This is a genomic window from Vibrio sagamiensis NBRC 104589, from assembly GCF_007990935.1.
Lineage (GTDB): Bacteria > Pseudomonadota > Gammaproteobacteria > Enterobacterales > Vibrionaceae > Vibrio > Vibrio sagamiensis.
The window spans coordinates 85,304-110,000 of the sequence record NZ_BJXJ01000014.1; the positions used below are offsets into that span (position 1 = coordinate 85,304).

22 protein-coding genes, 1 other RNA gene and 1 pseudogene are annotated in these 24,697 nt (G+C 38.3%); 14 read left to right on the forward strand and 10 right to left on the reverse strand.

All coding sequences use genetic code 11. From position 1 onward, the window contains the following. Positions 1 to 44: 44 nt before the first annotated feature. From VSA01S_RS08815 to bamE, 3 genes are all read left to right on the forward strand, one after another. On the forward strand, positions 45 to 1,247 hold the full coding sequence (locus tag VSA01S_RS08815) for a DUF3103 domain-containing protein (RefSeq protein WP_039979727.1): 1,203 nt from the start codon (positions 45 to 47) through the stop codon (positions 1,245 to 1,247). A 339-nt stretch (positions 1,248 to 1,586) separates the two neighbouring features. Then, positions 1,587 to 3,251 (forward strand): DNA repair protein RecN, encoded by a 1,665-nt coding sequence (recN, locus tag VSA01S_RS08820; protein ID WP_039979726.1) that lies wholly within the window; start codon positions 1,587 to 1,589, stop codon positions 3,249 to 3,251. A gap of 302 nt (positions 3,252 to 3,553) precedes the next feature. Further along, positions 3,554 to 3,913, forward strand: coding sequence for an outer membrane protein assembly factor BamE (gene bamE / locus VSA01S_RS08825; protein WP_039979725.1), 360 nt, complete (start codon positions 3,554 to 3,556; stop codon positions 3,911 to 3,913). A gap of 126 nt (positions 3,914 to 4,039) precedes the next feature. Here bamE and VSA01S_RS08830 read toward each other — a convergent pair whose 3' ends face one another. Beyond that, positions 4,040 to 4,366, reverse strand: coding sequence for an RnfH family protein (locus VSA01S_RS08830; RefSeq protein ID WP_039979724.1), 327 nt, complete (start codon positions 4,364 to 4,366; stop codon positions 4,040 to 4,042). Next, positions 4,363 to 4,800, reverse strand: coding sequence for an SRPBCC family protein (locus VSA01S_RS08835; protein ID WP_039979723.1), 438 nt, complete (start codon positions 4,798 to 4,800; stop codon positions 4,363 to 4,365). The genes VSA01S_RS08830 and VSA01S_RS08835 overlap by 4 nt, the downstream gene beginning before the upstream one ends. A gap of 119 nt (positions 4,801 to 4,919) precedes the next feature. Here VSA01S_RS08835 and smpB point away from each other — a divergent pair, with 119 nt between their 5' ends. The 8 genes from smpB (at position 4,920) to VSA01S_RS08870 (ending at position 12,138) form a co-directional block, all read left to right on the forward strand. After that, positions 4,920 to 5,405 carry an SsrA-binding protein SmpB gene (gene smpB, locus VSA01S_RS08840; protein ID WP_039979722.1) on the forward strand — a complete coding sequence of 162 codons (486 nt, stop codon included), beginning with the start codon at positions 4,920 to 4,922 and terminating at the stop codon, positions 5,403 to 5,405. Positions 5,406 to 5,472: 67 nt separating this feature from the next. Then, positions 5,473 to 5,859, forward strand: a transfer-messenger RNA (tmRNA) gene (gene ssrA, locus VSA01S_RS08845). A gap of 579 nt (positions 5,860 to 6,438) precedes the next feature. Beyond that, the gene (locus tag VSA01S_RS08850) at positions 6,439 to 8,409 is read left to right on the forward strand and encodes an ATP-binding protein (protein WP_039979721.1); all 1,971 of its coding nucleotides are present in this window, start codon (positions 6,439 to 6,441) and stop codon (positions 8,407 to 8,409) included. 9 nt (positions 8,410 to 8,418) lie between these two features. Continuing rightward, positions 8,419 to 9,936 (forward strand): AAA family ATPase, encoded by a 1,518-nt coding sequence (locus VSA01S_RS08855; RefSeq protein ID WP_039979720.1) that lies wholly within the window; start codon positions 8,419 to 8,421, stop codon positions 9,934 to 9,936. A 12-nt stretch (positions 9,937 to 9,948) separates the two neighbouring features. Beyond that, on the forward strand, positions 9,949 to 10,791 hold the full coding sequence (locus tag VSA01S_RS08860) for an HNH endonuclease (protein ID WP_039979719.1): 843 nt from the start codon (positions 9,949 to 9,951) through the stop codon (positions 10,789 to 10,791). 162 nt (positions 10,792 to 10,953) lie between these two features. Further along, on the forward strand, positions 10,954 to 11,238 hold the full coding sequence (locus VSA01S_RS20465) for a macro domain-containing protein (protein ID WP_258007772.1): 285 nt from the start codon (positions 10,954 to 10,956) through the stop codon (positions 11,236 to 11,238). Next, positions 11,214 to 11,408: a macro domain-containing protein gene (locus VSA01S_RS20470; RefSeq protein ID WP_371860782.1), complete on the forward strand. Its 195-nt coding sequence runs from the start codon at positions 11,214 to 11,216 to the stop codon at positions 11,406 to 11,408. Before VSA01S_RS20465 ends, VSA01S_RS20470 begins: the two co-directional genes overlap by 25 nt. Before the next feature lie 91 nt (positions 11,409 to 11,499). Beyond that, positions 11,500 to 12,138, forward strand: a complete 639-nt coding sequence (locus tag VSA01S_RS08870) for a 3'-5' exonuclease (RefSeq protein WP_039979717.1) — start codon at positions 11,500 to 11,502, stop codon at positions 12,136 to 12,138. Between the two features lie 121 nt (positions 12,139 to 12,259). On the opposite strand, the gene VSA01S_RS08875 is transcribed toward VSA01S_RS08870, so the two are convergent. Then, positions 12,260 to 13,558, reverse strand: coding sequence for an alpha/beta fold hydrolase (locus VSA01S_RS08875; RefSeq protein WP_039979715.1), 1,299 nt, complete (start codon positions 13,556 to 13,558; stop codon positions 12,260 to 12,262). A gap of 840 nt (positions 13,559 to 14,398) precedes the next feature. Between VSA01S_RS08875 and VSA01S_RS08880 the strand changes: the two genes are divergently transcribed. Then, a complete protein-coding gene (locus VSA01S_RS08880; protein ID WP_039979711.1) occupies positions 14,399 to 15,430 on the forward strand; it encodes a hypothetical protein in 1,032 nt (343 codons plus the stop codon). Positions 15,431 to 15,517: 87 nt separating this feature from the next. Here the strand turns inward: VSA01S_RS08880 and VSA01S_RS20300 are convergent. The 6 genes and pseudogenes from VSA01S_RS20300 to VSA01S_RS08910 form a co-directional block, all read right to left on the reverse strand. Further along, positions 15,518 to 15,759, reverse strand: a pseudogene (locus tag VSA01S_RS20300) (DDE-type integrase/transposase/recombinase); the annotation flags it as partial. Between the two features lie 152 nt (positions 15,760 to 15,911). After that, positions 15,912 to 16,730: an NADPH-dependent 7-cyano-7-deazaguanine reductase QueF gene (queF, locus tag VSA01S_RS08890; RefSeq protein WP_039979710.1), complete on the reverse strand. Its 819-nt coding sequence runs from the start codon at positions 16,728 to 16,730 to the stop codon at positions 15,912 to 15,914. Next, positions 16,717 to 17,598, reverse strand: a complete 882-nt coding sequence (locus tag VSA01S_RS08895; RefSeq protein ID WP_039979708.1) for a queuosine precursor transporter — start codon at positions 17,596 to 17,598, stop codon at positions 16,717 to 16,719. Before VSA01S_RS08895 ends, queF begins: the two co-directional genes overlap by 14 nt. Continuing rightward, positions 17,591 to 18,187, reverse strand: coding sequence for a helix-turn-helix domain-containing protein (locus tag VSA01S_RS08900; RefSeq protein WP_039979706.1), 597 nt, complete (start codon positions 18,185 to 18,187; stop codon positions 17,591 to 17,593). Before VSA01S_RS08900 ends, VSA01S_RS08895 begins: the two co-directional genes overlap by 8 nt. An 892-nt stretch (positions 18,188 to 19,079) precedes the next feature. Next, the gene (locus tag VSA01S_RS08905; protein ID WP_039979704.1) at positions 19,080 to 19,376 is read right to left on the reverse strand and encodes a Dabb family protein; all 297 of its coding nucleotides are present in this window, start codon (positions 19,374 to 19,376) and stop codon (positions 19,080 to 19,082) included. A gap of 211 nt (positions 19,377 to 19,587) precedes the next feature. Beyond that, on the reverse strand, positions 19,588 to 20,862 hold the full coding sequence (locus tag VSA01S_RS08910; protein WP_039979702.1) for a BspA family leucine-rich repeat surface protein: 1,275 nt from the start codon (positions 20,860 to 20,862) through the stop codon (positions 19,588 to 19,590). A 576-nt stretch (positions 20,863 to 21,438) separates the two neighbouring features. Here VSA01S_RS08910 and cspE point away from each other — a divergent pair. Then, positions 21,439 to 21,651, forward strand: a complete 213-nt coding sequence (gene cspE / locus VSA01S_RS08915) for a transcription antiterminator/RNA stability regulator CspE (RefSeq protein WP_039979701.1) — start codon at positions 21,439 to 21,441, stop codon at positions 21,649 to 21,651. 268 nt (positions 21,652 to 21,919) lie between these two features. Here the strand turns inward: cspE and VSA01S_RS08920 are convergent, their stop codons facing one another. Next, complete coding sequence (locus VSA01S_RS08920) at positions 21,920 to 23,194, reverse strand: SGNH/GDSL hydrolase family protein (protein ID WP_039979700.1); 1,275 nt, start codon at positions 23,192 to 23,194, stop codon at positions 21,920 to 21,922. A 214-nt stretch (positions 23,195 to 23,408) separates the two neighbouring features. Between VSA01S_RS08920 and VSA01S_RS08925 the strand changes: the two genes are divergently transcribed. Then, complete coding sequence (locus VSA01S_RS08925; RefSeq protein WP_050567273.1) at positions 23,409 to 23,945, forward strand: Cif family virulence factor; 537 nt, start codon at positions 23,409 to 23,411, stop codon at positions 23,943 to 23,945. Positions 23,946 to 24,697 lie beyond the last annotated feature (752 nt).

Below are 24,697 nucleotides of genomic sequence, written 5' to 3' on the forward strand. Positions count from 1 at the left end.
GGATGCACTACATAAAAACACAACATAAAAAGTAAGGACACAAGATGAAAAAAATAATTATTCTGTCCGCCATCAGCACATTGCTTATTGGCTTATCAACCGCACAGGCAAAAAATAATCACCAAAACATATCGGTTAACCCTTCACTTATCAAAGCTGAACGGATTTCGGCTCAAAAGCGCATGCTTGCTCAAAAACTCAGCCAGAACTACAAACAATTGGCACCTTTGCTCCGCGCTAACATAAATGAACAACATACTCAGGCACCACTTAGTACATTTTTAGATCACCAATCTCAGCTTGCTTTCACTCAACAAATGGTTCAAGCAGATAAAAAGATTCGTAAATGGAAAGGGATTGAGAATGAAACGAATGAATTACTCGAAGTGCGCTTAGCAAACAAAAACAGCCTCAATGATTGGCAAGACTCTAAAGTAGATCCACTGTTTGCTTATGAGCCAAGTGGTGATGATTCTCAATGGCAATACATTGAAGCATTTGATATCTATGGTAATGTACATCAGCTTGACGTTTATCAAGCGCCAGAAGTTCCTGTATTTGTCATCGACAGTAACAGTGATAAAGAGCTCAAAGCGGGTCTTAACGTGATGCGCGCTAAAATCAAGCAAATCAGCAAAAGTTCTCTGGTGCAGCAAAACGAGGAACTATCAAACCATTCTCCATCTACGCTGATGTCTGAGCAAAAACTTACAACTGCCCCTATCCAAACCACACAATTGAAAAAAATTCGTTTGGAATACGATCAAGAACCGTGGATTTCAGGCCGCGCCGAAGTATTTGCTTTAATTAATGGTGTTGACCCAAGTCGTGACAAGCCAACTATTGATCTAATTGAGATGCCTTACCTTGATTACGACCAAACTGACTATTTTCCAGATCAAGTTTTAGTTCACTGGACACGCTATCGTTGGGGAGCGGCAGATATCATTTTAATGGAGCAAGATGATGGTACTAACTATGCCGAACTCGCCGTGTTACTGATGCAAGTAGCAGAAGAAATACTCAAGTCAATCCCTGATCCAGAAGTGCAAGGCTATGCCATCATTCCTCAGATCACGACCAAAATCATTCAAGCTTTGCCTGATGGTATCTTAACTAATGATGATGATTTTGTTGATGTGTTTTACACCATTATGCAAGATAGCAGCTATGTTGATCACCCAGCGGCTGGCGGCAACGCAGTTATCACGTTAGAACCACTTGAAATCGATCCAACGCGCCCTTAATGATGGTTTTAATGAGCTCTGAGACGTAGATTGATCGGAGTTGATTGACCGGGATAGTTCATTAAACACTTTATATTGCTCTCTTTCAATGCATGCCCTACTTAATGTAGGGCACTCTATACAGCTTTCTCAAGTAGCCTGTAGATTATGTTTCGACCAGTTTTTGTCTCGCGCGCCTACTGGTTAGTTTTGCTTGCTATTTTTTATCGATTTAGATCGATATGTCTGTATAAAACCTCGCCATTTAAAAGAAAAAACACCTGGATTACTTTACTGTATAAAGAAACAGTATATACTGTTTCTTTATACAGTGTTGTTTAATTATACAGGTGAATAAAGATGCTGGCTCATCTGAGTGTTAATAATTTCGCAATTGTTAAGTCTCTACAACTCGACCTTGCTAAAGGCATGACAACCATTACCGGCGAAACTGGCGCAGGTAAATCTATCGCGATTGATGCATTAGGTCTTTGCTTAGGCGGGCGCTCTGATGTCGGTATGGTGCGTCAAGGCGAAGAAAAAACCGAGGTCAGCGCCGCATTCTTACTTGAAAATAATCTGCACGCAACACGCTGGTTAGAAGATAACGATTTACTTGACGGCAGCGAATGCATTTTACGCCGCATCATCACCAAAGAAGGCCGTTCAAGAGCTTACATTAATGGCAGCCCTGTACCGCTGTCACAACTTAAGTCGCTTGGGCAAACCTTAATCAACATTCATGGCCAGCACGCCCATCATCAGTTAATGAAAAGCGAGCACCAAATGGCAATGCTCGACCAATACGCAGGTCACTTTAACTTGTTACAAAGCACACGCAGTGCCTATCAACGTTGGCGCCAGGCCGACAATAACCTCAAACAACTGAAAGAAAACAGCCAACAGAACCAGGCTCAAAAACAGTTGCTTGAATACCAAATTAAAGAATTGAATGAGTTATCTCTAAATGAAGAAGAATTTTCAGAGCTCGATCAAGAGCACAAACGATTGTCCAACAGTGGCGAACTTGCTGCTACCTGCCAGCAAGCCATCGAGCTTATTTACGAAGGTGAAGAAGTCAATGCGCTTGGTATTTTGCAATCAGCCAATCACTCCTTAATCCAACTCGCAGAGCTAGACAACACACTGGCCGAACTACCGAGCATGTTGGCAGAAGCGATGATCCAGTTGGAAGAAACCAATAACGAACTGCGTAGCTATCTCGACGGTATAGAGGTTGACCCAGGCAGAATGGCTTATGTGGAAGCACGTTTTTCTAAAATCATGTCCATGGCGCGCAAGCATCATGTGGCGCCAGAAGAACTCTATCAGCACCACCAAGATTTACTTGCTCAAATTGAAGCGCTCGATTGCTCGGATGAAAAATTAGACGAGCTAGAACAAGAAGTCGCAGAGCAATATCAACGTTTTCTGACTCAAGCAGAAAAATTGTACAAATCTCGCAGCCGCTATGCCAAAGAGCTCAATAAGTTGATCACCCAAAGCATGCATGAATTGAGCATGGAAAAAGCCCAGTTCAGCATCCAAGTGCAAAATGACAGTAAACACCCCTCACCACTTGGAATGGATAACGTGTGCTTTTTGGTGTCAACTAACCCGGGTCAACCTCTACAACCGATCGCCAAAGTCGCCTCTGGTGGTGAGCTATCACGTATCTCTCTGGCGATACAGGTCATCACCGCACAAAAAGTCGATACACCAAGTTTGATCTTCGATGAAGTCGACGTCGGTATCAGTGGTCCAACAGCGGCTGTCGTCGGCAAAATGCTGCGTAAACTGGGCGAGTCAACTCAAGTGATGTGTGTCACCCACTTACCGCAAGTCGCAGGTTGTGGCCACCAGCAAATGTTTGTCGCCAAACAAAGCAAAAATGGCCAAACCGAAACTCAAATGCATTGTTTAGATCAACAACAGCGTATCGCGGAACTGGCTCGCTTGCTCGGTGGCAGCCAAATCACCGATTCCACTCTGGCCAATGCAAAAGAGCTGTTATTCGCAGCGTAAATAAGTCGCGCCCTCGCGCCTCAATCAACTGCGGCGTTAACAACCAATCACCGCAGTAACCATTTGAACTTGGGTGCCGTCTCAATATACCCAAATAAAAAATAAAATAATCATAAGAATGGAACAGCAACCCAACCTCACTGGTAGGTAATCAGCACAAATTGAGCAAAATATCGCGAATAAATGCAACTCAACTCAAAATTCGTTGTCTGATTGCCTACCATACGACGTATAGCTTTTTACATCTGCGTCTAGCTTGTTTATTATCGGCAAAGAATTTTAAAGGTTACTAAGAAACGATTATGCAATTAAAGAAGTGGTTCGTTGCCGTACCATTAGCAATGACATTGCTGACAGGGTGCTCGGTTGTAGAAAGACTGGTTTATCGCATTGACATCAACCAAGGCAATTATGTCGAACAGTCTGCGGTTGATAAGCTTAGATTTAGCATGAACAAAACCCAAGTACGCTTTGTTCTTGGCTCGCCTATGTTGATAGAAAATGGCTTTCCAAATACTTGGTATTACATTTACTCTCATACACCTGGCCATGGTGATTCAGAGCAAAAAAACTTAATTGTTAAGTTTAACGAACAAGGAACTTTGGAAGATATCTCTGGCGATTTCCAAAAGAACGCTCAGTTTTACGATAAACTCCAGTAAGGCCATGTTTTAGAGCATCGCATTAACGATGAACTAACATTGATAAAAAAACCTCCAGCTACGGAGGTTTTTTTATATTTTGTCTAATATTCAGCCAGAGCAGCAACTCATGCTTCTGGGCAAGTCTTAACTGCCGGATTTCTTTCCAGCATCGGCTTCCTGTTTAGCTTGTTCCACACGCTTGCGCCTGATCTCTTTTGGGTCTGCCAGTAATGGTCGATAGATTTCGATTCTATCCTTATTACGTACTGTCGCATCCAGACGCACGTTGCGGCTATACACCCCAACCTTATTCTTTTTTAAATCAATCTCTGGGTACAGCTCCAGCACTCCAGATTGCCGCACAATTTCTTCAACCGTGGCTTTATTATTCACCACCAAGTTGAAGACGCGCTGCTCTTGAGGAAGCGCATACACCACTTCAACGTGGATCATATCAGACTCAATACTCATAAAAGCGTGTATACCTGTTTGGCTCGTTGAGTAAAGGCATTGACCATATTATTAGTCAGTTCATTAAAAATCTTGCCAAAAGCCATCTCAATTATCTTGCTGGAAAATTCAAATTCCAATTTTAGTTCAACTTTACAGGCATTTTCGTCTAAGGAAGTAAAAAACCACCCACCTTTAAGTGCTTTAAATGGGCCATCGACCAAATTCATCATGATCGCTTCATTTTCAACTAACGAGTTTGAGGTGGTAAACGTTTTACTGATGCCAGCTTTCGATACATCGACAGAAGCAACCATACCATTGCCCGAAGATTCAATAACGCGCGAGCCAGAGCAACCTGGTAGGAACTCATGGTATTTACTTACGTCATTGACCAGGTCGAACATTTGTTCTGAGCTAAAAGAAACCAAAGCAGAACGGCTGATTTGCTTCATAAATTCTCCTATCGATACCAAATCATCTAAACTCTGTGATCCTTATTTTACTTTTATTTGCTCGTAGCGTAAATAAAAGGATTTCCTATCCGATCTCCAACCCGTATAATGGTGCCATTATGGTAAAGAAAAAATCAAAACAAAAAGCGGGTAGTAACACTATCGCGCTCAATAAAAAAGCTCGCCATGAATACTTCATTGAAGATGAGGTAGAAGCAGGCATGGAGCTCCAGGGATGGGAAGTGAAAGCCCTTCGCCAAGGTAAAGCCAACATTGCTGAAAGTTACGTTTTCATGCGTGACGGTGAAGCCTTTGTAAGTGGCATGACCATCACTCCTCTTAATCAAGCATCAACCCATGTGGTAGCGAACCCTACCCGTGTTAGAAAACTTTTAATGAGCCGCCGTGAGCTAGATAACCTATTGGGACGAATTGACCGAGAAGGGATGACACTGACCGCCTTGTCTTTGTACTGGTCTCGCTCTTGGGTGAAGCTCAAAATCGGTGTGGCGAAAGGTAAAAAGCTTCACGACAAACGTACTGATCTAAAAGCAAAAGATTGGGCGCGTGAAAAAGCACGTGTAATGAAAAGCGCACTGCGTTAAAATTAATCACTTAAACGTATAGTACTGGACAGCCAAGGGTTTTCTGTTACTATGCTTATACACTTCCGGGGCTGATTTAGGATTCGACAGGATCATGAAGGCTCGTGGAGCATGCCGAGGTGCGGCTGGCCTCGTAAAAAGCCGCAAAAAAATAGTTGCTAATGACAACTACTACGGTTCTGACGCTCTAGCAGCGTAATAGTAGCTTAAACACTACCAGACCACTTCTGCCCTAGCTTCCGCTTGTAAGACGGGGAGTAACAGAAGTTCAAACCCAAACAAGATAGCGAGGGAATCTTTGACTAGAGAGATGAACCGCGAAGTAGAATTCTAGTATGCCTTAGCATAGCGTGTCAGTTCGCAGTGTTGAGACGAGAATAAAAACTGACTAAGCATGTAGCGCCATTAGTTAGACTGGTTTTGGACGCGGGTTCAACTCCCGCCAGCTCCACCAAACGTTTGGAAAGGGCCAACTCGAAAGAGTTGGCCCTTTTTGTATCCAAAATCTTACAGGGGTACCAAGAATTATTCGATCTTCAACAAAGTAGTAATGTGAGAACTGATGAAAAAATTACGTAAATTCTGACGAAAAATGAATTAAATTAACTGAGTTCCATGTAGCCACAAACACAAGCTAGTACAATATTTTCAGCTTACTTGTAAGGAAAAAGTTGTTGTGCGAAGTGACATAGCCGCCGAGTAGCTTAGTAGTTTTAGCTTTTTCGTTTATCTTAAGATTACCATTAAACAACGTTACTCCAAGGTGAACACAACGGTTTTTTGTTACTAAAAACCTTTGTTAAATTTTTGATTAATACCTCCCTAATTAATAACAATCTTAAAAGCCTATCCAACTAAAAAAAAGATTTTTTATAAAACTTAAACAACATTTCACAAAATGTGAACATTCCAAAACTAAGATCTAAATCAAGATTCTGTCAGGTAATTTTGTTTCCATCGCCTACAGATAAGTGACAAAATAACTCTGTTACATATGATACAAAGATAATAAGTACAATCAGAGGAAACGTCGGTGCAATCTTTTCATGGTACTGCTGCTATTACAGATATTGGTGTCAAAAAACACTTCAAAAATTTTGAACCAGTCAACGCCATTTTCGAGCTAGTTTGGAATGGTTTTGATGCCAATGCTCGCACATTAGAAGTAAACACCCATTACAACGATATGGATGGATTGGATTTCATCGAGATACAAGATGATGGAGATGGTATTGATCTAGAAAATCTTGAGAGTAGTTTCGAAAAATTCAATGAATCTACAAAAAAGAACAATGACGATAAGCATGGATCACAAGGGAAAGGACGCTTAGCTTTCCATGTGATGTGTGGCTCTGCATGTTGGTACACCAAAAAAAACAACTATGATGCAAAGATTAGCATTAAAGCTGACTCTATCAGAGATTATGATGGTACCTATCTAGACAAAAATGATCAGCACCCAGCTTTAACTAACTATGTCTCAGGAACATGTGTCGTTCTTTCACAATTTAACAAAAAAATACCTTTAGAACAGGAACTGTCTTCAAAGTTAAGTAAGGAATTCGGTTGGTACTTAGCTCTCAATACAGATCGTAAAATCTTACTGAATGGTAGAACCATCGAAATACCAAAACATGAACTACATCGTAAAACTGTTTCCATCAACAGTGTGGACTTCAACATATCTGTTTTGCGTTGGGATGATAAACCAAGCTCTGAAAAATCTCACAACTACCTAGTTGAAGATGGTAACCGGATAGTTTCAAAATACCTAAGCAAGTCAAATAATAAAGTTTCCTTTTATACGAGTGCTTATGCGTTTTCACCATGGTTTGAAAGTTATGAACCTGAATTACTAGATTTAGATCCTGAGGCTCAGAAAAACAATAAAATCATCAGATCTCTCTTAGAGAAAATGACTGCATTTCAGAGAGAAATATATAGCGATTATTTAAGAAAATTTGTTGATGAAGAAATCGAACGATTCGATAACAAAGGCTATTTCCCTATATATTCTGGTGTAGATGAAGAATACGCTGAGTGGCGAAAATCAAACACTAAGAAAGTAATCAAAGATATATATCTTGCCGATCCTCAAGTATTTAACAGACTAAGTGCAAAGCCTGCTAAGGTTCTTATTAGACTGTTAGATAAAGTATTAGTGTCAAATGAAAACGACACAATACTAGAAGTTCTTGATGGTGTATTAGACTTAAACTCACAGAGTATTAACAAATTAGCACAACAGCTTAAAAAAACTACTTTTGAGAATATTGTCAGTACTATTGAAATACTACAAAGAAGACAACAAGCAATCCATCAAATTAGAGAGGTAATGGATTGTAGATTCTCAGAAGTGCTTGAAACCCCTGACTTGCAAAAGATTATCGAAAGCAATACATGGTTATTTGGTCCCCAATATACGACTTTAGGAGCAGAAGAAGATTCTTTTACTTCAATTGCCAAAAATCTAAGAGATAAAGTCAAAGACATAGATATAATCTCTGATACCGATATCGAAAATGGTCTAGTTGTTGAAGGAGTAAACCGTCAAGTAGATTTATTTTTAGCAAGAAAAGTCCCTGCTTTCAACGGCAAAGGAGAGCATGTATACAAATGCGTAATCGTTGAAATAAAGAGACCTGGCGTATCATTAAATAAAAAGCACCTCCAGCAAGTAGATGACTATTGTGAAATAATTGCGAAGCACCCTTCTTTTGCAAGTTCAAAAATGTTTTTTGAAATCATACTAATTGGAAGAAAAATATCAAAGGATGACTTTCAAATTAAACAAAGAATGAACAACTTAAAAGATAAAGCTGAATTTGGCCTTGTTACTTACGACGACAAAATTAAATGTTATGTCAAGGATTGGTACACTATTTTTGACGAGTTCGATTTGTCAAATAATTATCTTTTAGATCGCCTCAACATCAAATTAGATGACTTGTCGCAGGAAAGTACCGAAGATCTCGTAACAGATCTACAAGAAAAAAGCGCATAGGACAAAACAATGGACTTTATCATAGTATCCAGTTCGAGCTCTTTACCTGCTCTACAACGTGATACTGTATACCTTTATGAGAATAACTGGGATGATTGGTTTGAGTTTTCTACTGTTTATGCAATAGCTTATGTAGACAACAATCTAGAGCATCATAAAATAGGCTCCACTAAAGTTGGCCAAGTTGACATGGTTAAAGATCAACGTCGACCAGATCTTCCAAACAAATTTAGCGACCTGGATAACAGTTTTTTTTCTTTGGGCCAAGATGATAGCTATTATGACGAACTGAACAAACTAGGTGAAGAAAAACGCTCAATAATACTCAACGCATTAAATGACATTGCATTAAGTGAAGATAGTTTTGAAATAGCAATGAAAGAAAGAGTAACTAGTGTTTCTCTTCTACGCTCTGTTAGTGTGACCTCGATCAAAGGGCAATTTCGAAGGTTGGCAAATGGTGGAGCAAGGCTTTCAGCATACTCTTTTAAATATAATGCTCCCAAACAAAAGTCTGATAATACAGAAGCGTTAGAGTTGACCTTTGATGTAAAACCAGAAAGCAACCCTCCTACAAATATACATGTATTGATAGGTCGAAATGGCGTCGGTAAAACTCACTTAATCAATAACATGATCAGCTCCATTATTGATGAAAATGCTAAAACCAACAAAGTTGGGACATTTTCATCCTTAGATGAATTTTTAAATGGTGGACTGTTTTCAAACGTTGTTTCTGTAACTTTTAGTGCTTTTGATGAAACGGAACCACTACCGGAACGAAAAGATAAATCATCCGGAATCCAATTTTCTTATGTAGGACTAAAACGCGTGCGTAAAGCTAACGAAAGTCCTCCTCCCCCTAAGAGTCCAATAATTCTGAAAAATGAATTTTTGAAGAGTGTTCTAGCGTGTAAAGCAGGAAACAAAATTGAACGCTGGAAAAGTGCCATAAAAAAGCTCGAGTCAGATCCTGTGTTTATGAGCATAGATGTCTCTGCAATTCTTAGATTTCAAAACGAAGATGAGTTTAAAGACATAGCTGGTAGAGTTTTTAAAAACTTAAGCTCTGGCCACAAGATAGTATTGTTAACAATAACTCGATTGGTAGAAACGATCGAAGAAAAGAGCTTAGTTTTTTTAGATGAACCAGAGGCTCATCTTCATCCACCTTTGCTCTCTGCGTTTATCCGCTCATTGTCCGATCTACTTGTCAACCGAAATGCAGTTTCAATAATTGCTACACATTCTCCGGTAGTCCTTCAAGAAGTTCCGTGGAGTTGTGCTTGGAGACTGTGGAGAAATGGCAGAATTGCTAAAGCTGAAAGACTGGAAATGGAATCATTCGGTGAAAATGTTGGGACATTAACAAGGGAAGTATTTGGCTTAGAACATACAGCGTCAGGTTTCCACAGTCTTCTCAATAAAGCTGCTGAACAATACGGCAGCTACGAAGAAGCTCTAGATAGTTTCGGAGGCCAGCTTGGCGTGGAAGCAAAGGGAATTCTAAGAACACGATTTAACTAAGAGAGATTAAAGATGAGGAGGCTTGAGAAACCTTTAGATGACACTATTGCCGTATTTGAAAAGTGTATTGAGCGAATTAAGGATCAAGGCTTAAAACAACGTCTTGAAGCATGTAAACAAGAAATACATGATGCCTCACGTGAGTTTGATAGCAAAGTTGGCGAAGCGATGCTTCACACCATGCAACCAAGTAATATGTCCAACGGAGTCACTACCGGTGAGATGAAAAAAGTATATACAAACAGGATGGCCAAAAAGCTAGCTCCTGGCCGTGAATACTATGACAAACTAATGTCGTTACCCCTCTTTGGTAAGTGCCCTCTTTGTTCACAAAGAACCGTTTCTACTTTGGATCACCATTTACCGAAAGCACATTATCCGACTCTTGTTGTTTCCCCACTAAACCTAATACCCGCTTGTCAGGATTGCAATAAAACAAAAAGCGAAGGTATTCCAAGGTATGCGCATGAAGAGACTCTTCATCCATATTATGATGATGTGGAAGGATTTTCTTGGTTGAAAGCTAAGCTTGTGGACACAAGGATTCCCGTCAATATCGAGTTTTTTATTGATCCAGAAAACGCTTGTGAGCCCCTAACTCAAACCAGAATTGAGCATCATTTTGAAACATTTAAGCTCGCAAAACTATATGCTTCTCACGCAGCAGAAGAGCTTGCTGGAATGGAGTTTATGATGCGTCGAGTATACCAAGTCAGTGGTGGAGAAGAATTACGTAGCTTCTTGAGGGAAACAGCAGTAAGTTATAGAACTAATAATAAAAACTCTTGGCAGACCGGATTATATCAATGTTTATCGGACAATGATTGGTTCTGTCTTACAAGATTTCAACTATAAAAACTAACAAAACAGACACATAAACGTTTTAAGGACATCCCTGATGAGATGGCGGCTTTAGTTTCAAGGCAGCTAACTTAAATGGTGGTCAGTGGAATTGTATTCGACAGATTGGAGTCAACACGTCAGAATGGACCTTCTTCATTTTCTGAGTAAAACACAATGATTTCATACACTAACGGAAACATCTTACACGACCAAGCTGATGCCATTATTAACCCCGTCAATACTGTTGGGGTGATGGGAAAAGGACTGGCCTTGCAATTTAAAAACGCGTTTCCAGACAATTTTAAAGCCCATAAATCAGCTTGTGATAGTAAAGAGCTCACAACAGGTAAAATGCTAACGGTTGCCACTCAATCAGTGCTCCCTTCTACATCATCAACTTTCCAACCAAAGTTCATAGGAGAGGAAAGTCTAAAATTGAATACATCAAAGACGGTTTAGTGGATCTAAAAAAAGAAGTAAAACGATTGGAGTTAACCTCGGCCGCCTTACCCGCGCTTGGCAGTGGCTTAGGTGGCTTACCTTGGACAGAAGTCGAGCGAGAAATTCAAGCATCACTGTCTGAGATGCCAGAGGTAGAGTGGCGCATCTATCCACCTCAAAAAAACTAACGGGACAGACGCCTTAACTTTTCTTGCAAAAAGTGCTTCGAACGGTCACGCTTAATGACTATTTCGTCTTACTGTTACATTGGAAATATTCATGACTCAAGCTAACTCCGTTGTCGTCCTCGACTTTGAAACCACGGGGCTCTCACCGAATATGGGCGATCGTGCCATTGAGATTGGCGCGGTCAAACTGGTTGATGGCAAGGTTGTCGATAGTTTTCAGCAGTTAATGAATCCCGGTTTTAGAGTCAGCTCTTTCATTGAACACTACACTGGCATTAGCAATCATATGTTGCGCACAGCTCCGAGCTGCGAAGAGGTGATGGCTTCATTCAGTGAATTCATTGCTGGCGAAAATCTTATCGCGCACAACGCTTCGTTTGATAAACGATTTTTAGATGCAGAGCTTGAACGAATCCATGGCGGTTATTCTGGTGAGTTTGCCTGTTCTCTGCTGGTTGCAAGGCGACTGATTCAAGATGCCCCTTCGCATAAGCTAGGCGAGCTTGTTCGCTACAAAAACATCGACAATGATGGTGTATTTCACCGCGCTCTTGCCGATGCCGAGGTCACGGCAAAACTGTGGCTGTTAATGATCGAACAACTGGAGCAGTCTGGAATCACAACGCCGAGCTTTCAACTTATGCAAACCATTAGTAAGACGGCCAAAGGAAAAATGGAGCCGCTCCTTGCAAGTAGCCGAGCACGTTCCATGGCTAGAGAGCTTTTGTAAGCCTATCGGGACTAGCAATGTTATCGGAAAGGAATGTTATCGGGACAGACACATTAACTCAGTAACCCTTTTCATGATTACTTTTTTTCTATTTGTGCCTGTCCTGCTTTTGAGTAGCCTTTTATTCTAAAGTGGCGGCTAGCTGTTCGCCCATGGTGATCAGCTTATCTAAAATTTTTTCTCCGTCAGCTCGCAGGCCATTATGCTCATATTCATTAGTTATCCAGGCTGCTGAATTCGGGATCGCAGCTAATGTTTGGCGCGTAAGGTCCATTTCGACAAACATATCATCGGCGTACACGGCGCAGCTGATTGGTACTTTGTTGTTACCTAACGTGTCGGCATCATAAAGTGAAGCCCAGTCTTGCTTTTGTGCGATTAATTCGGCAGCGGGTTTTAGAGGAATCAGGTTCGCATATTGCTCAAACATCCATGGAAACACCATCTCCCCAGTAAAATAAAAAGGCTGGTTCTTTTGATACTGGAACATTGGCAGTGTTTCTCGTACACGCTGAGCACTCCAATGAGAAGCTTGCCCCTGACAATAAATAGACTCATGTAAAATGGCATAAATAGGATGAGTTTGAAAACTCTGCTCCATAAGCATTTGGTTGAGAAATTCATAGCGTAATTGAGGTTTGCCGTTTACGTTAATAAGGGCATTTTCAAGAGCGTAATACGTCGGTAAAAAGCTGTCACTCATACCAAAGTTGATGCCCAACTGCTGAAATTGCTCAACGGTGAAGCGCTGCCCGTTTGGCAAATACTCTTCTGTCTCGAGTAAATGATCAGCAATGTTTTGACAAAGTTGCTGCGCTTGAGGAAATTGCTTAAAAAAAGCCTGATTCTTTTCGATGACTCTTTTGAAGGTGGCTTCATAGACTCGATCCGGATGACCACTGATCGGCGGCACACCACCGGTAATGTAACTGCATAGCAAACTATCGGGAAAAAGTGATAAGTACGTTAACGAACAAAAACCACCAAAACTTTGACCAAGAATTGCCCATTTCTCTACGGAAAAATGCTGACGAATTTGTTCTGCATCGCGCGCAATATTATCAGCTCGAAAATGGCTTAAGTATTCCGCTTGCTCTTGAGGTGAGAGGTGCGCGAGTGTTTGATGCGAGATGACAGTACTGTTGCCTGTCCCTCTTTGATCTAACAACAACACTCGGTAATTTTGTAGCGCACGTTTTATCCAGCCGTTGTGGCCATTTTGTCTAGGTGAAGGAAAGCCGGGCCCACCTTGAAAGTACACCAGCCAAGGTCGTTCACACGCCCCTTTTTCTGTTGAGGTTAAAGAGCGTGCAAAAACGTCGATGTGCCCTTTTGCAGGATCTTGGTAATCGAGAGGAAGTTGAAAAACATGAGGTTGGTATTTTATGCCCGCATCAACAAATTCGCAGTAATGATTCATGCTGGTATCTCTCCTTGATAAAGTCACGGTATGGTAACTTTTTCTCCCGAACAAAGGAAACGAGCAAAAGAAATTATCGGGGCAGGCAGGTTGTTCTACGCAATCTCTTCAACGTACCTATAGGACTGCGTGAGAGAGCAACAGGTTTCAATATAAATAGCCTCTAGTGCATTCTGGCCCCTCTGAATCCATAAATCTGCTGTAAATGAGATGACTTGGATAGCAAATCAATTAATTAAGAAATTGCTTCATACGGCCAGCCTTCGCGTACTTCAGACCAAAACCTCTGTATGCAAGATTTAAGCGTCTTGTCAGTAAAACAATCGGCTTTTGGGGTTCATAGCTATAAAAATACGACCAATTTTGGTATGTATTAAATTTATAAAATATTAAAGTCACATTAATCATTGGTTTAAACTGGTAAGATAAATAATGTGTGACCTCTATAATAAAATACTTCATTTAGTAGAAAATCTCGAATCAGCAACTTTAATTGACAATGAAAATGGTAGCTTCTATGTAAAAACATCGAATGATATTTTTTTCTTATTCGTTAGTGCACAAGACCATACCAAGTTAACCTGTTACCCTACAAATGAAAAGGGCAACCCTGATTATTACAAGTTACTTTTAGAATATAACTCCCATTATACCGAAACTGGAATTTCAATAGGTATTGATACAGATGGCTATATATGTTTTCAGACATTAATCCTAGATGATGACCTAACAAATACATTCCTTTCATTTACCAGTAAAGTCATCGAATGGACTCATTTACTGAGTGGAAATAGAAATAAAAACATCTCATTTATAAACAAAAGTATGAGGGTATAATTGATGAAAATCCAATCATTCACACAACCAATTTTATCAAAAAGTACAGATAAAGAAATTATTAAAAATGGTGAAAATGTAGAGACAGCTCCCAAGCTTAGTAAATTTTTATTAGGAAGAGCTGAAGCTAGAACAGCAGCAATTGATGCTATTTCTGATGGATTTAAAAAAGAGTTCGGGCTCAGTCAAAATGATATTGATAGCTTAATGAAACCAATTAGAGATTCAAAGAAAATCACTGTAGGAGAATTCAATGACCTTGTAAATAAATTAGGAAAGCAGAAGTCTACTGCTACGATTGTGAGTGAAATAGTTAAACTACCCGCACAGACTAATACTAACATGGCCAAAACTTGGGTTCATGGTACAGATGCTATTGCTGAAATACTCTCCAGCCGCGAAGTATGGGGTGGACATGCAGGCATAAAAGTACTGGGAGGAGATGCCAGTAATGGGGTTGAAGACAAATCTCAAACCCACCACTTCTTTGTTGCTCAAACAGGTGACAAAGGGATTAGTGATAAGCCAGGGAATGCGTATACTAAAGCTAGGCAGAATGCAGCGAATAAGTTACAGAATAATATAGAGCTCGGTTCATGGAAAGCTGCAGGTTACCCTCTTCTGGGCGTTTTAGAGTTTTCAAGTAATCTTGACTCAAGCTTGGATGGGAATACCTTTGAAGAGAAAGGAGAGGGAATTGGTGGTATCAATACCTTTATGAATGAAAAGGGCAAGTATACACAAAAGCTTGAAGGTGCCATGAAACCACAAGCATTGAGACTGATGAATGAGCACGATATGGTTAATCTGGCACTATTTTTAAAAGCAAACCATGAGTCCGAAGACTTAGAGCAGTTCCTACCAATTCAGATTAGAGTTTTGAATGGTGATAATGCTAAAGCATCAGATAACGTCAATCAGTTTTTAAAGAGTGATAATGGTTTTCGTTCTCTTTTCACTACCGATATGGACAGCGGTTGGAAAACCTACAATACTGGAGATGTCTTGAGCGTAATAGAAAAGTTAAAAGTATAAAAACTTGTCTATTATGACTTTAACATGACCGAGCTTGTTGAAAATGGATAGGTTTCTGAGGTGCCCATCTGAGCGCCTCGCTTTATACTAGATTCTGAAGATATTTAAGAGTTCATTGAGGAAAGCGAATCTCTCTTGCAACCTCAATTTCAGCTCATCACGACGTAACCAAAAATCAAACTGACCTTTATTCAACATCTGTATCCCCTCAAAACCTTGAATCCCTGACCAAGCCGGCTTTCGCACTTTGAAGCCACCGGTGGCTTCGATAAGCTTTTAATCGGGGTATGGCTAGATTCAATGCCATTATTGAGATATTTAATTTGCCGATCTAACAGACATTCTGTCTATATGAACACCCTTGAGCCAGAGACGCTTTGTTATCTGCCTTATCTGCTTTAATCCAACAGGTTATTTATGAGTACAAATAAAATGAGGCACTCAAACAGTGCCTCATGTTCAAATCGGGTTGTTCAGAACCCTATTGTCTTGGATTCCTACCAGAACAAATTTCAGCTTCAAAATCACTGCGGTAAGGGTTGATATCAAGACCACCACGTCTGGTGTATCTTGCAAAAACGGTCAACTTTTCAGGCGCGCAACAACGCTTGATGTCTGAGTAGATACGCTCTACACATTGCTCGTGAAACTCATTATGCTCTCGGAATGAAATCAGGTATTTTAAGAGACGCTCCTGATCTATTTTCGCACCAGTATAACGAATGTATACGCTTCCCCAATCAGGCTGGTTTGTCACGAGGCAATTAGATTTCAAAAGGTGTGAGCACAGTGACTCAGTCACCTGTGCATCCGTTGTGCTGCCTAATAAAGCATCTTCGTCATAACTAAAATCATCGACTGTGATATCTAAGTGATCAATACAATCGAAATCACGACTAACGGTTAACTCTTGTGGAATTGCAACGTCTAAGAAAGAGACGTTGACCTCCGCACCTGCAGCTTTGCTCAGATCGAGTGCCATTTTCTCCATCACAACATCTGCAGACTCAAGTCGAGTTTGGTTAAAACTGTTTAAGTACAATTTAAAAGATTTTGACTCAATGAGATTGGCTGAAGTGTGAGGAAAAATAAACTCAGCAATGGCCACCACAGGCTTGCCTTTCAAGTTTAACCAAGAAACTTCGAAAGCGGTCCATAAGTCAAAGCCCATATGAGACGCCATCTGTATTTCTTTGATCTCATTTCTTCCTCTTTGTCTCGGAATAGGATCTAATAATTCAGGATCATAATGTGATACATACTCAGTTTTTTTCCCGAGGTTCTTATTATAAGTCGTCATTGTCCTTTGATTCCTTTGGTTTTATTACATGAGAGAATAGTTTTCTTGCAAAATATATGGGTACAACACTTACCAATGCGTATATAACTTTTATAGAAACTTGGCTTAAAAACATAACAATCAATACATCATTAGGTAGTACTTTATAGAATGCTAGTATAATAAATATTGCACTATCCATTACCGATGCCACACTCGTACTGGCTACAATCCTAATTGCAAGCCAACGAGATTGTGTTGCGATCTTAAGTTTATTAAGTATGTACGCATTTATATTTTCTGAAATAAAATATGAACTTAACGAAGCTAAAAATACTGATGTCATACTTTGAACAAGAACAGTATATTTCTCGTCCATTGCTCCCCACTCTTCAATACTAGGAACCTGTGTAGAAGTATAGAGAAGCAATAATATCCCTGAATTTACTAATGTCGAACAGATAATCGCCTTTCTAGCAAGTTTTAGCCCAAAGAATTCATTTAATATATCAACAAAAACAAAAGAAATAGGATAAAGAAAAATAGCGGCAGGAACAATCAAACCCGTGTTAAATATTTCAACAGGTTTAATGCCCATAATATTTGACAGAGTAAAAATAGAGCACAAGCATAGCACTAAGAAGGAATAGGCCAACCAATATCCTTCATACTTATCGTTTAGTTCATAGGCACCATCAAAGCCTGATTTAGAATACACTTTTTTACAGACTTCAACCAGCTCCTGACGGTTTAGATCATCAGCGACTTCACTGGTCAGCAACTCTTTCGCAGGCATGGAAATCATTTTCCCGGTGCCTTTAATCATAATACTTGCTCTAACATCTGAAGCGGTGTTGAAGCCAATTAACTTGTACTTATTATTAAACATTAAAGCGTTCCTCAAGAATCACTCCAAAGAGAATATCATCTTTTAATAGGGGAGAGTTTGGCGGAATAGTTATTAATATACCTTGTCGAAGAATAAGCTTATCTAGACTATCTTCTGGTCGATTAGATCGGTCAATAATCAGCAAATTACCCTCGGTAAAGAATTTTGATAGATTTTTTTCGACTCTAACTGCGGCAATATTATTACCGTCGGAGAAATAATAAGTCAGTGAACAGTCGAGTACCATATCACTAATATAACGTTCGTTTTTATGTATAAAATCCTTTTCATTTAAAATTGGAACAGCAATAGGGTTTTTATTGCCATACATTGATGTTACAGGCTCTTGGCTAAGGTATTCTTCCAAAGATTCATTTTGAATGATATGGCACGTCGCACCAAAAAAATTTGCGATACGTTCTACAGTGGATGTTTGAACTCTCGCTACTTTTCCATCTAATATTTTATAGATAGTAGTTCGTGTAACACCGGTTTTTCTACTAAGAGATGCTTTTGTTTCTTTGTTTTTAGCTAAACCATAAAGAATGTTATCTCTTAATATATCAAGCTGCTCAACATTGCTTTTCATCGTCCTGCCTTTAAGTAATAGGATGAGCTCTACACCATAATTAAAGTATATTAATATTTGCATTATACATAAAACACCCACACACACAAACAGTTGCACAGTGTGTACATTAATATGTATCTTTTTATATAGTTATGTAACGATGAATGATAAATAAAATATCTCTTAAGATAAAGATACGGCTATATCTAAAAATTTAAAATCACCCATTTCATGTAAAACACTAAATTACTTTTATTTTTATTTTTATTTGTTAAATAACAAAAATAAATGATGACAAAATTTAAAAAATAATAAGAAGAAATCAAAAATGAGTAAAACAAGTATACATCTTCGACTCTATGGAAGGTATGCTGATTTTGTCTTTACTGGTGTCAGCTCTCTATCTAGACTCTAAAGAACAGTAACTTTTCATTGCCATCGTTGGTGTCGTTGGTGGTAATAAAGTTGAGCTCAATGGCAAGACATCAGCACATCTTGAATCACGTTTAAATACAGCGCTCAATCTATATTATTGCCAAAAGTCAGATGACTGCTTATCAGTGACGGCAAGAAAGGCTTTGATGAGGTACTTATAATGAAAAATCAATTACTTTATCAACATGTCAAACCTGAACATATTGTGACTAATTCCCGGGGAGATAATACCCATTTAACGAGTCAAAATTTATCCGAACATTTTAATGCAACAAAGTCTTTGGTTACGATATCACAGCACTATCATATCTGCATGGATGAAGTATAGAATTTATCATCTGTAAAAAACGAATACTACGAAAAGTTTTAAACCAAATATTACTACCGGAATGGATATGCTTAGAAGCAGGTAACCAACAAATAACGTTGATTATGATCCTGCTTTTATTCTGATATGCCCGTCGTTTTTAACTGGTTATATTTGATAATCAAATACAATAATGTCTTCCAATAATGGAGAAAATATCTTTTTAAGAGTTTCGTGTTCTGGATGTGGTAGGTAGTTGCTTCTACCTTGTTCATCGACAAAAGTCATCAATACCGAGTGAGTAAAACTTTTGTTCTTTCCTTCTAGACTATCATTTACTCCCCACTCTACCGATTTAACCCCTTCAATTTTTTTTGGTATTGCGCAAAATAATGCCTTAACTTGTTCAATATCAGCTTGTGTAACCTCTGTCTTAAAGTTAATCAGCAGAACATGTCTAATCATATTTCTCTCTTTCTAACAATGGGTTGATGTTGGGTATTACAATCAGGCCATTTACAGACACTAACCTCAGAGCAATATTACTTGAATATATTTACAAGATTATAGAATGAAAGCAACAACGGCTGTGCGGATGATCGTTATATCAATAGGGTATAAATCAATCATAAGAGTCACTGATTGCGAATTACAATCTTAATATAAAGACAAAGAGCTATTCATCATAAGAGAAAAAGTAAGGAAGTTGGTCTTCTAATAAAGCACTTTTCTCTCCAAAGCCAGAGTATGAGTATTTCTCCTTGACTTTTTCAACATTCCACTCTCTCAAGTTTTGGGAGAACTCAGTCGCGCCACCAAACATTGAGTTCATATTAATAACATTCGATGTATCCCATGGTCCAAGTTTCTGATTAAATGCTTGCGCATCACTAAACATTGTATGCATAGTCTTTACTTTTGACGTATCCCACTTTGAAATATCTTGATCAAACCTTACAGCACAATTAAACATAGACCTCATATTGATAACATTTCCAGTATTCCATCTACCAATATTTTGATTAAAACTCTTGGCATGATTGAACATATATTCCATATTTGTCACATTTGATGTATCCCAGTTCGATATATCACCATTAAACAATAATGCATGATGAAACATATAACTAAGGTCAATTACATTACTTATATTCCAATCATTGATATCTTGATTAAAAGATTTAGCAGACTGAAACATATGATCCATTCTTTGAACATTATCGGTGTCCCAATCTCCAACATCTTGATTAAATGCTTTTGCATTATCAAACATATACCCCATATCAACAACATTTGATGTATCCCACCGGCTGATATCTTGGTTAAATTGGCTAGTCTCAGAAAACATGGCTCTCATATTTTTGACATTAGATGTATTCCAATTGCCAATATTGTAATTAAATTGAGATTTTTCAAACATTCCATTCATATTCTCTGCACTGGAAGTATCCCAACCGGATAGATCTTGATTAAAGTTAGAAGCAGTAAACATATGCTGAAAGTTTTTTACATTAGCGGTATCCCACTTACTAAGATCTTGGTTAAATGCAGTAGCATGCCAAAACATAAAGCCCATACTTGTTACATTCGACGTATCCCATTGGCTAATATCTTGGTTAAAATTACTGGCAAGCTCGAACATTGCCGACATATTAATAACGTTAGATGTATCCCAATCGGATATATCTACATTAAATTTCTTCTCATTCAAAAAAAGAAACCCCATATCTGTCACCTGAGTCGTACAAAAACGAAGCTCGCCATTCATTAATTTACGCTGTATGGTCTCATCTCGGATAAGTTTATTATCAACAACAATATAAACCTTTGAAGCTTTTATTATTGTTGAGCCAATCAGCATATCTGGGCATTTTACAGAAATAGTCGATGCTAAAGAAATATCTGAATAGATAGCCAGAAAAGCGGCTGAGATCCATCTGTAATTTTTCATTCCATGTCCAATATTATGTTGCTTATTTTCAAATATAATAGACGACTAAAATTAACTGAGTTTAAGCTTAAGAGTAGCATTTTCTACAAACCAACTGGAGACAACTAAAGAGACAGACAAAATCAAAATGTAAATGCTAAGCATTACCGAATGAAAAAATGCTCACTGCTGTGATGCCATTTATCGATTCAATACATATCCGGCTACCATCGCAAACGCACCTAAAAAGTCTGAATTTACTTCTGTTAAGGCCAGATTCTAAGCACCTGACAATGAACAATCTCATGCTACCTGACTCCTCCTATTATCCGATGGGTACAAAAGAGCTTTATCTCAAAGGGTTCTATTTAAAATTATTTTTTAAAAATAATTCTTTACTTCTCCGGAATGAATAGACATAATGCACTTGCTCTGTTGTCCAGAGTTATTAAATGAAACATCAAGTTGTTAAAGTAAAGCCCTCAGAATTCCCTCGTTGTTATCCTTAGTGTTTCCCTCAGCTTCATAGATACATTAAATAATTCAAACTTCTAGCGCACCGAATTTATACAATCAACTTTATATAAGGGACACAACATGTCTAACAAAACAACTGGTACTGTAAAATGGTTCAACGAAACTAAAGGTTTCGGCTTCCTAACTCAAGACAACGGTGGTGCTGACGTATTCGTTCATTTCCGTGCAATCGCTTCTGAAGGTTTCAAGACTCTAGTTGAAGGCCAAAAAGTATCTTTTGAAGTTGAGCAAGGCCAAAAAGGTCTTCAAGCTGCAAACGTAGTTACTCTATAAGAGTAAAATTGACGCAGTCGACTTATAAGACTGCGTCAAATTCTCTCCTCTCGAGCAAACCTTTCTCATCCCACTTAAAAATCTCTTTGTTTTTCATGGATAAAGATGCCTAGATAGGAAAGTGGCTAGTTCAAACCTCTTCCTTTAACGTCTTAGTAAAAGCTCAATTTAATAACGAGAAATTATACTAATACGACTACCTGTTTTAAATCCATTACATGTTCTCTGTAACTCACTTACTAAAGAAGTTCTAAAGGCTTTTGCACACCTAAAAAGGATGATTACTATTTAGATCTGTATTTGATATGACTTGTTGTGCAAAGTATCGATGAACCGCTGTCGTAGGGTGTAACATATCCCAAAATATATATTTATCTGAACCAGAATAAGCACATTCATCACTTAATTCATGTCGATATAGATACGAAGAAAGCGCTGTATCAAAGTGATATTGACAAGGCTCAGTAGTATTAGTAAAACCATGCTGTTGTGGATCACTAACAATGCTTTCAAACAAAGTAAAAGTATCAAAGACCGTAACATTAACGCCTTGTTCTCTGAAGTAATCTGCTTGAAGTTGAACAAAAGCATTCATTTCTAGAATGTTAGCCCGAATTTCTTCTATTTTTTCTTGGTCCGTGTTACGGAACTTAGGAGCTAAGGTGACATCAGGCAAGGTTAGCAGTAAAAAGTTTTCAGCACCTGCATCTGTAAGCTTAATCATCGCTTCTGCAAAATCAGACTTTACGTCAGATACACTTCGCTCATATTTCATAAAATCATTTACCCCAAATAATAAGGTAAATAAGGTATTTTTTGCCTGATAGTGCTCGGCTTTTTTCATGTAAGCAAGATAAGATGCCACTTGCTCAACAATACCAGTCAGAAAAATATAGGCATTTTCACCACCTGCACCACCAACAGCCCAGTTATAAACAGGTAAATCTTTTTCTTTCGCCAGATATTCAGTCCAGACTAACCCGTTCGAAAAACGACCGAAATACCAGCTGTGTCGATTTGGGAAATTATTGCTGGAAGCGTGAAACACATTCCCTGTATCAGATAAGCTATCGCCAAAAGAGATGATTTTATCTATCTTATCAGGATCGAGAACAGTATCATTTGTCCAAATGGTGTAGTTGTGTGACCAGTGGCTCTTAGAAGCAAAAAATGAGATATCAGCATTTTCATTGGCTAAATCTAATGTTTCTTCACAACGTTGGGAAATAAGCTTTTGCGATGTGTCAGTATAAAACATATTTTTCAATGCAATATTACTTCGCCAATAGCCTTCAATTGTAAAATAGCTATTATCAGGGTTCCTTGCCCACTCCCAGTCCGTTGAAACATAATCTTTCGACTGACTCAACCGGTACCAGCAACGGACATTTAACGTTTGTTGCTTTTTTTTATAATGATCAATTGAAGAAAAAGAATCCATATACGCATCGCGGACAGCAGATTCTGAGCTAAAAACTTCACCCGCATTGATATTTCCGAAAGGTATCCATAAGGAACCAAGTAAAGCGACTATTTTTTTCATGTATCCCTCTCATTACAGCTTAAAAAGAAAAACAAACTAGCAACAATAATCATACATAAAATAAACATATGCAAATACTCACCTAAAACATCCAGGAAATAACGAACGCGATTGTTCTTATTTTTGGAACTATCATTTCTTTTTATATTGTTTTAAAGCTCAATATAATCACCTAAACTGGTTACATCAATCAAAAAAATGAATAGGATTTATTATGAAACTTAAGAAAACTGCTGCGCTTTCTCTTGTTGCAACATTGGGTTTAGGTACGCTGACACAATCAGTAATGGCTAATGAAGAAACAAAACCACAGCCGCTTCTTCCTGCAGCTGTAACTGAGATGTATAAAGCACCAGCTGGTCTAGTAATTACTGATGAGCAAAAACAAACCGTTCTTACTGCGGTAAAAAAAGCAAGTAAAGGTTGGAGAGATGCCTTTAACAATGGTGATGCTAAAAAAGCAGCGAGTTTCTATGAACAAGATGCCGTAACGACATCTATTCCATTTGGAATTTACATGGGTCAAACTGCTGCAGAAGGCCTTTGGGACTACATCATTTCTAACGGCTACAAAGATGTTAAATACTTTGATACAAAGATTGAAGTGATCAGCTCAGATGCTGCTGTTCTATCTGGCTCTTGGGAAATGAACAAAGCTTATGGCATCATTACTAAAGAACTATGGGTAGTTGGTAAGGATGGATTAGCAAAATTACGTGTCGATGATTTTGAAGTTGTTGGTGCCAAGTAAACAGCAATAACTTATACAACCATCACGAACTTCAAACCTTCCCCCATGTGGAAGGTTTTTTTTATATATTAATTCGATCTTTAATTTCAGTATATTTGACTCAACTATACCTATTTTTAAAACTCCACCACCTCACTTTTCTAGCCCATTTATTATTTTACATTATCAATCTACAGACTTTACCTAACAATTCAAAAATATAAGAACTCAATTATTAACACGGCCATAAAAATTTATCAAAGAGAACACTCCTTGGGAGTAATCATTGAACTAATTATTTAAGTCAGATGAGCTTTATTTAGATTAAAATGCCTGTATAACTATATTATATCCCTTTATTTTCCACTTAAAACACGAAGCTATTTTTCTAAATACTCAACCTGTAAATAACTGGGCTATCGTTCTTTCAACCCATTTGATACCTATAGTAAAGAATATAGTAAATAATTCCCTGTTCATGCAATTAAACTGATAATGACTACTACGACTTTATTTAACAATCCTCATTTTCAGTCTAGTGATTTTGTATGAAAATATTATGAAGTAAAAGTAATTTTGAGTAACATCCTTATAATTAAATATAACACTAGCTTATCTAAAGTACTGAAATAATATAAGATTTGATTATTATTTCAATTGAGTTTGCTCTAGATATAACAAAGCCTGCATAGAGTGCAGGCTAAGATAAGATGCTGTATCACTTTATTATCAAGTAACATTTATATATAACTGTTATCGAGAATATACCGTTC

What these genes read in the sequence shown, in the direction of transcription:
- VSA01S_RS08910 (WP_039979702.1), bottom strand. Translation starts at nt 20,862, where the DNA reads ATGAAAAATTACAGATGGATCTCAGCCGCTTTTCTGGCTATCTATTCA.
- VSA01S_RS08905 (WP_039979704.1), bottom strand. Translation starts at nt 19,376, where the DNA reads ATGATTAGACATGTTCTGCTGATTAACTTTAAGACAGAGGTTACACAA.
- VSA01S_RS20465 (WP_258007772.1), top strand. Translation starts at nt 10,954, where the DNA reads ATGATTTCATACACTAACGGAAACATCTTACACGACCAAGCTGATGCC.
- bamE (WP_039979725.1), top strand. Translation starts at nt 3,554, where the DNA reads ATGCAATTAAAGAAGTGGTTCGTTGCCGTACCATTAGCAATGACATTG.
- smpB (WP_039979722.1), top strand. Translation starts at nt 4,920, where the DNA reads ATGGTAAAGAAAAAATCAAAACAAAAAGCGGGTAGTAACACTATCGCG.
- queF (WP_039979710.1), bottom strand. Translation starts at nt 16,730, where the DNA reads ATGACGACTTATAATAAGAACCTCGGGAAAAAAACTGAGTATGTATCA.
- cspE (WP_039979701.1), top strand. Translation starts at nt 21,439, where the DNA reads ATGTCTAACAAAACAACTGGTACTGTAAAATGGTTCAACGAAACTAAA.
- VSA01S_RS08925 (WP_050567273.1), top strand. Translation starts at nt 23,409, where the DNA reads ATGAAACTTAAGAAAACTGCTGCGCTTTCTCTTGTTGCAACATTGGGT.
- VSA01S_RS08855 (WP_039979720.1), top strand. Translation starts at nt 8,419, where the DNA reads ATGGACTTTATCATAGTATCCAGTTCGAGCTCTTTACCTGCTCTACAA.
- VSA01S_RS08815 (WP_039979727.1), top strand. Translation starts at nt 45, where the DNA reads ATGAAAAAAATAATTATTCTGTCCGCCATCAGCACATTGCTTATTGGC.
- VSA01S_RS08880 (WP_039979711.1), top strand. Translation starts at nt 14,399, where the DNA reads ATGAAAATCCAATCATTCACACAACCAATTTTATCAAAAAGTACAGAT.
- VSA01S_RS08835 (WP_039979723.1), bottom strand. Translation starts at nt 4,800, where the DNA reads ATGAAGCAAATCAGCCGTTCTGCTTTGGTTTCTTTTAGCTCAGAACAA.
- VSA01S_RS08870 (WP_039979717.1), top strand. Translation starts at nt 11,500, where the DNA reads ATGACTCAAGCTAACTCCGTTGTCGTCCTCGACTTTGAAACCACGGGG.
- VSA01S_RS08920 (WP_039979700.1), bottom strand. Translation starts at nt 23,194, where the DNA reads ATGAAAAAAATAGTCGCTTTACTTGGTTCCTTATGGATACCTTTCGGA.
- VSA01S_RS08875 (WP_039979715.1), bottom strand. Translation starts at nt 13,558, where the DNA reads ATGAATCATTACTGCGAATTTGTTGATGCGGGCATAAAATACCAACCT.
- VSA01S_RS08900 (WP_039979706.1), bottom strand. Translation starts at nt 18,187, where the DNA reads ATGAAAAGCAATGTTGAGCAGCTTGATATATTAAGAGATAACATTCTT.
- VSA01S_RS08830 (WP_039979724.1), bottom strand. Translation starts at nt 4,366, where the DNA reads ATGAGTATTGAGTCTGATATGATCCACGTTGAAGTGGTGTATGCGCTT.
- recN (WP_039979726.1), top strand. Translation starts at nt 1,587, where the DNA reads ATGCTGGCTCATCTGAGTGTTAATAATTTCGCAATTGTTAAGTCTCTA.
- VSA01S_RS08895 (WP_039979708.1), bottom strand. Translation starts at nt 17,598, where the DNA reads ATGTTTAATAATAAGTACAAGTTAATTGGCTTCAACACCGCTTCAGAT.
- VSA01S_RS08860 (WP_039979719.1), top strand. Translation starts at nt 9,949, where the DNA reads ATGAGGAGGCTTGAGAAACCTTTAGATGACACTATTGCCGTATTTGAA.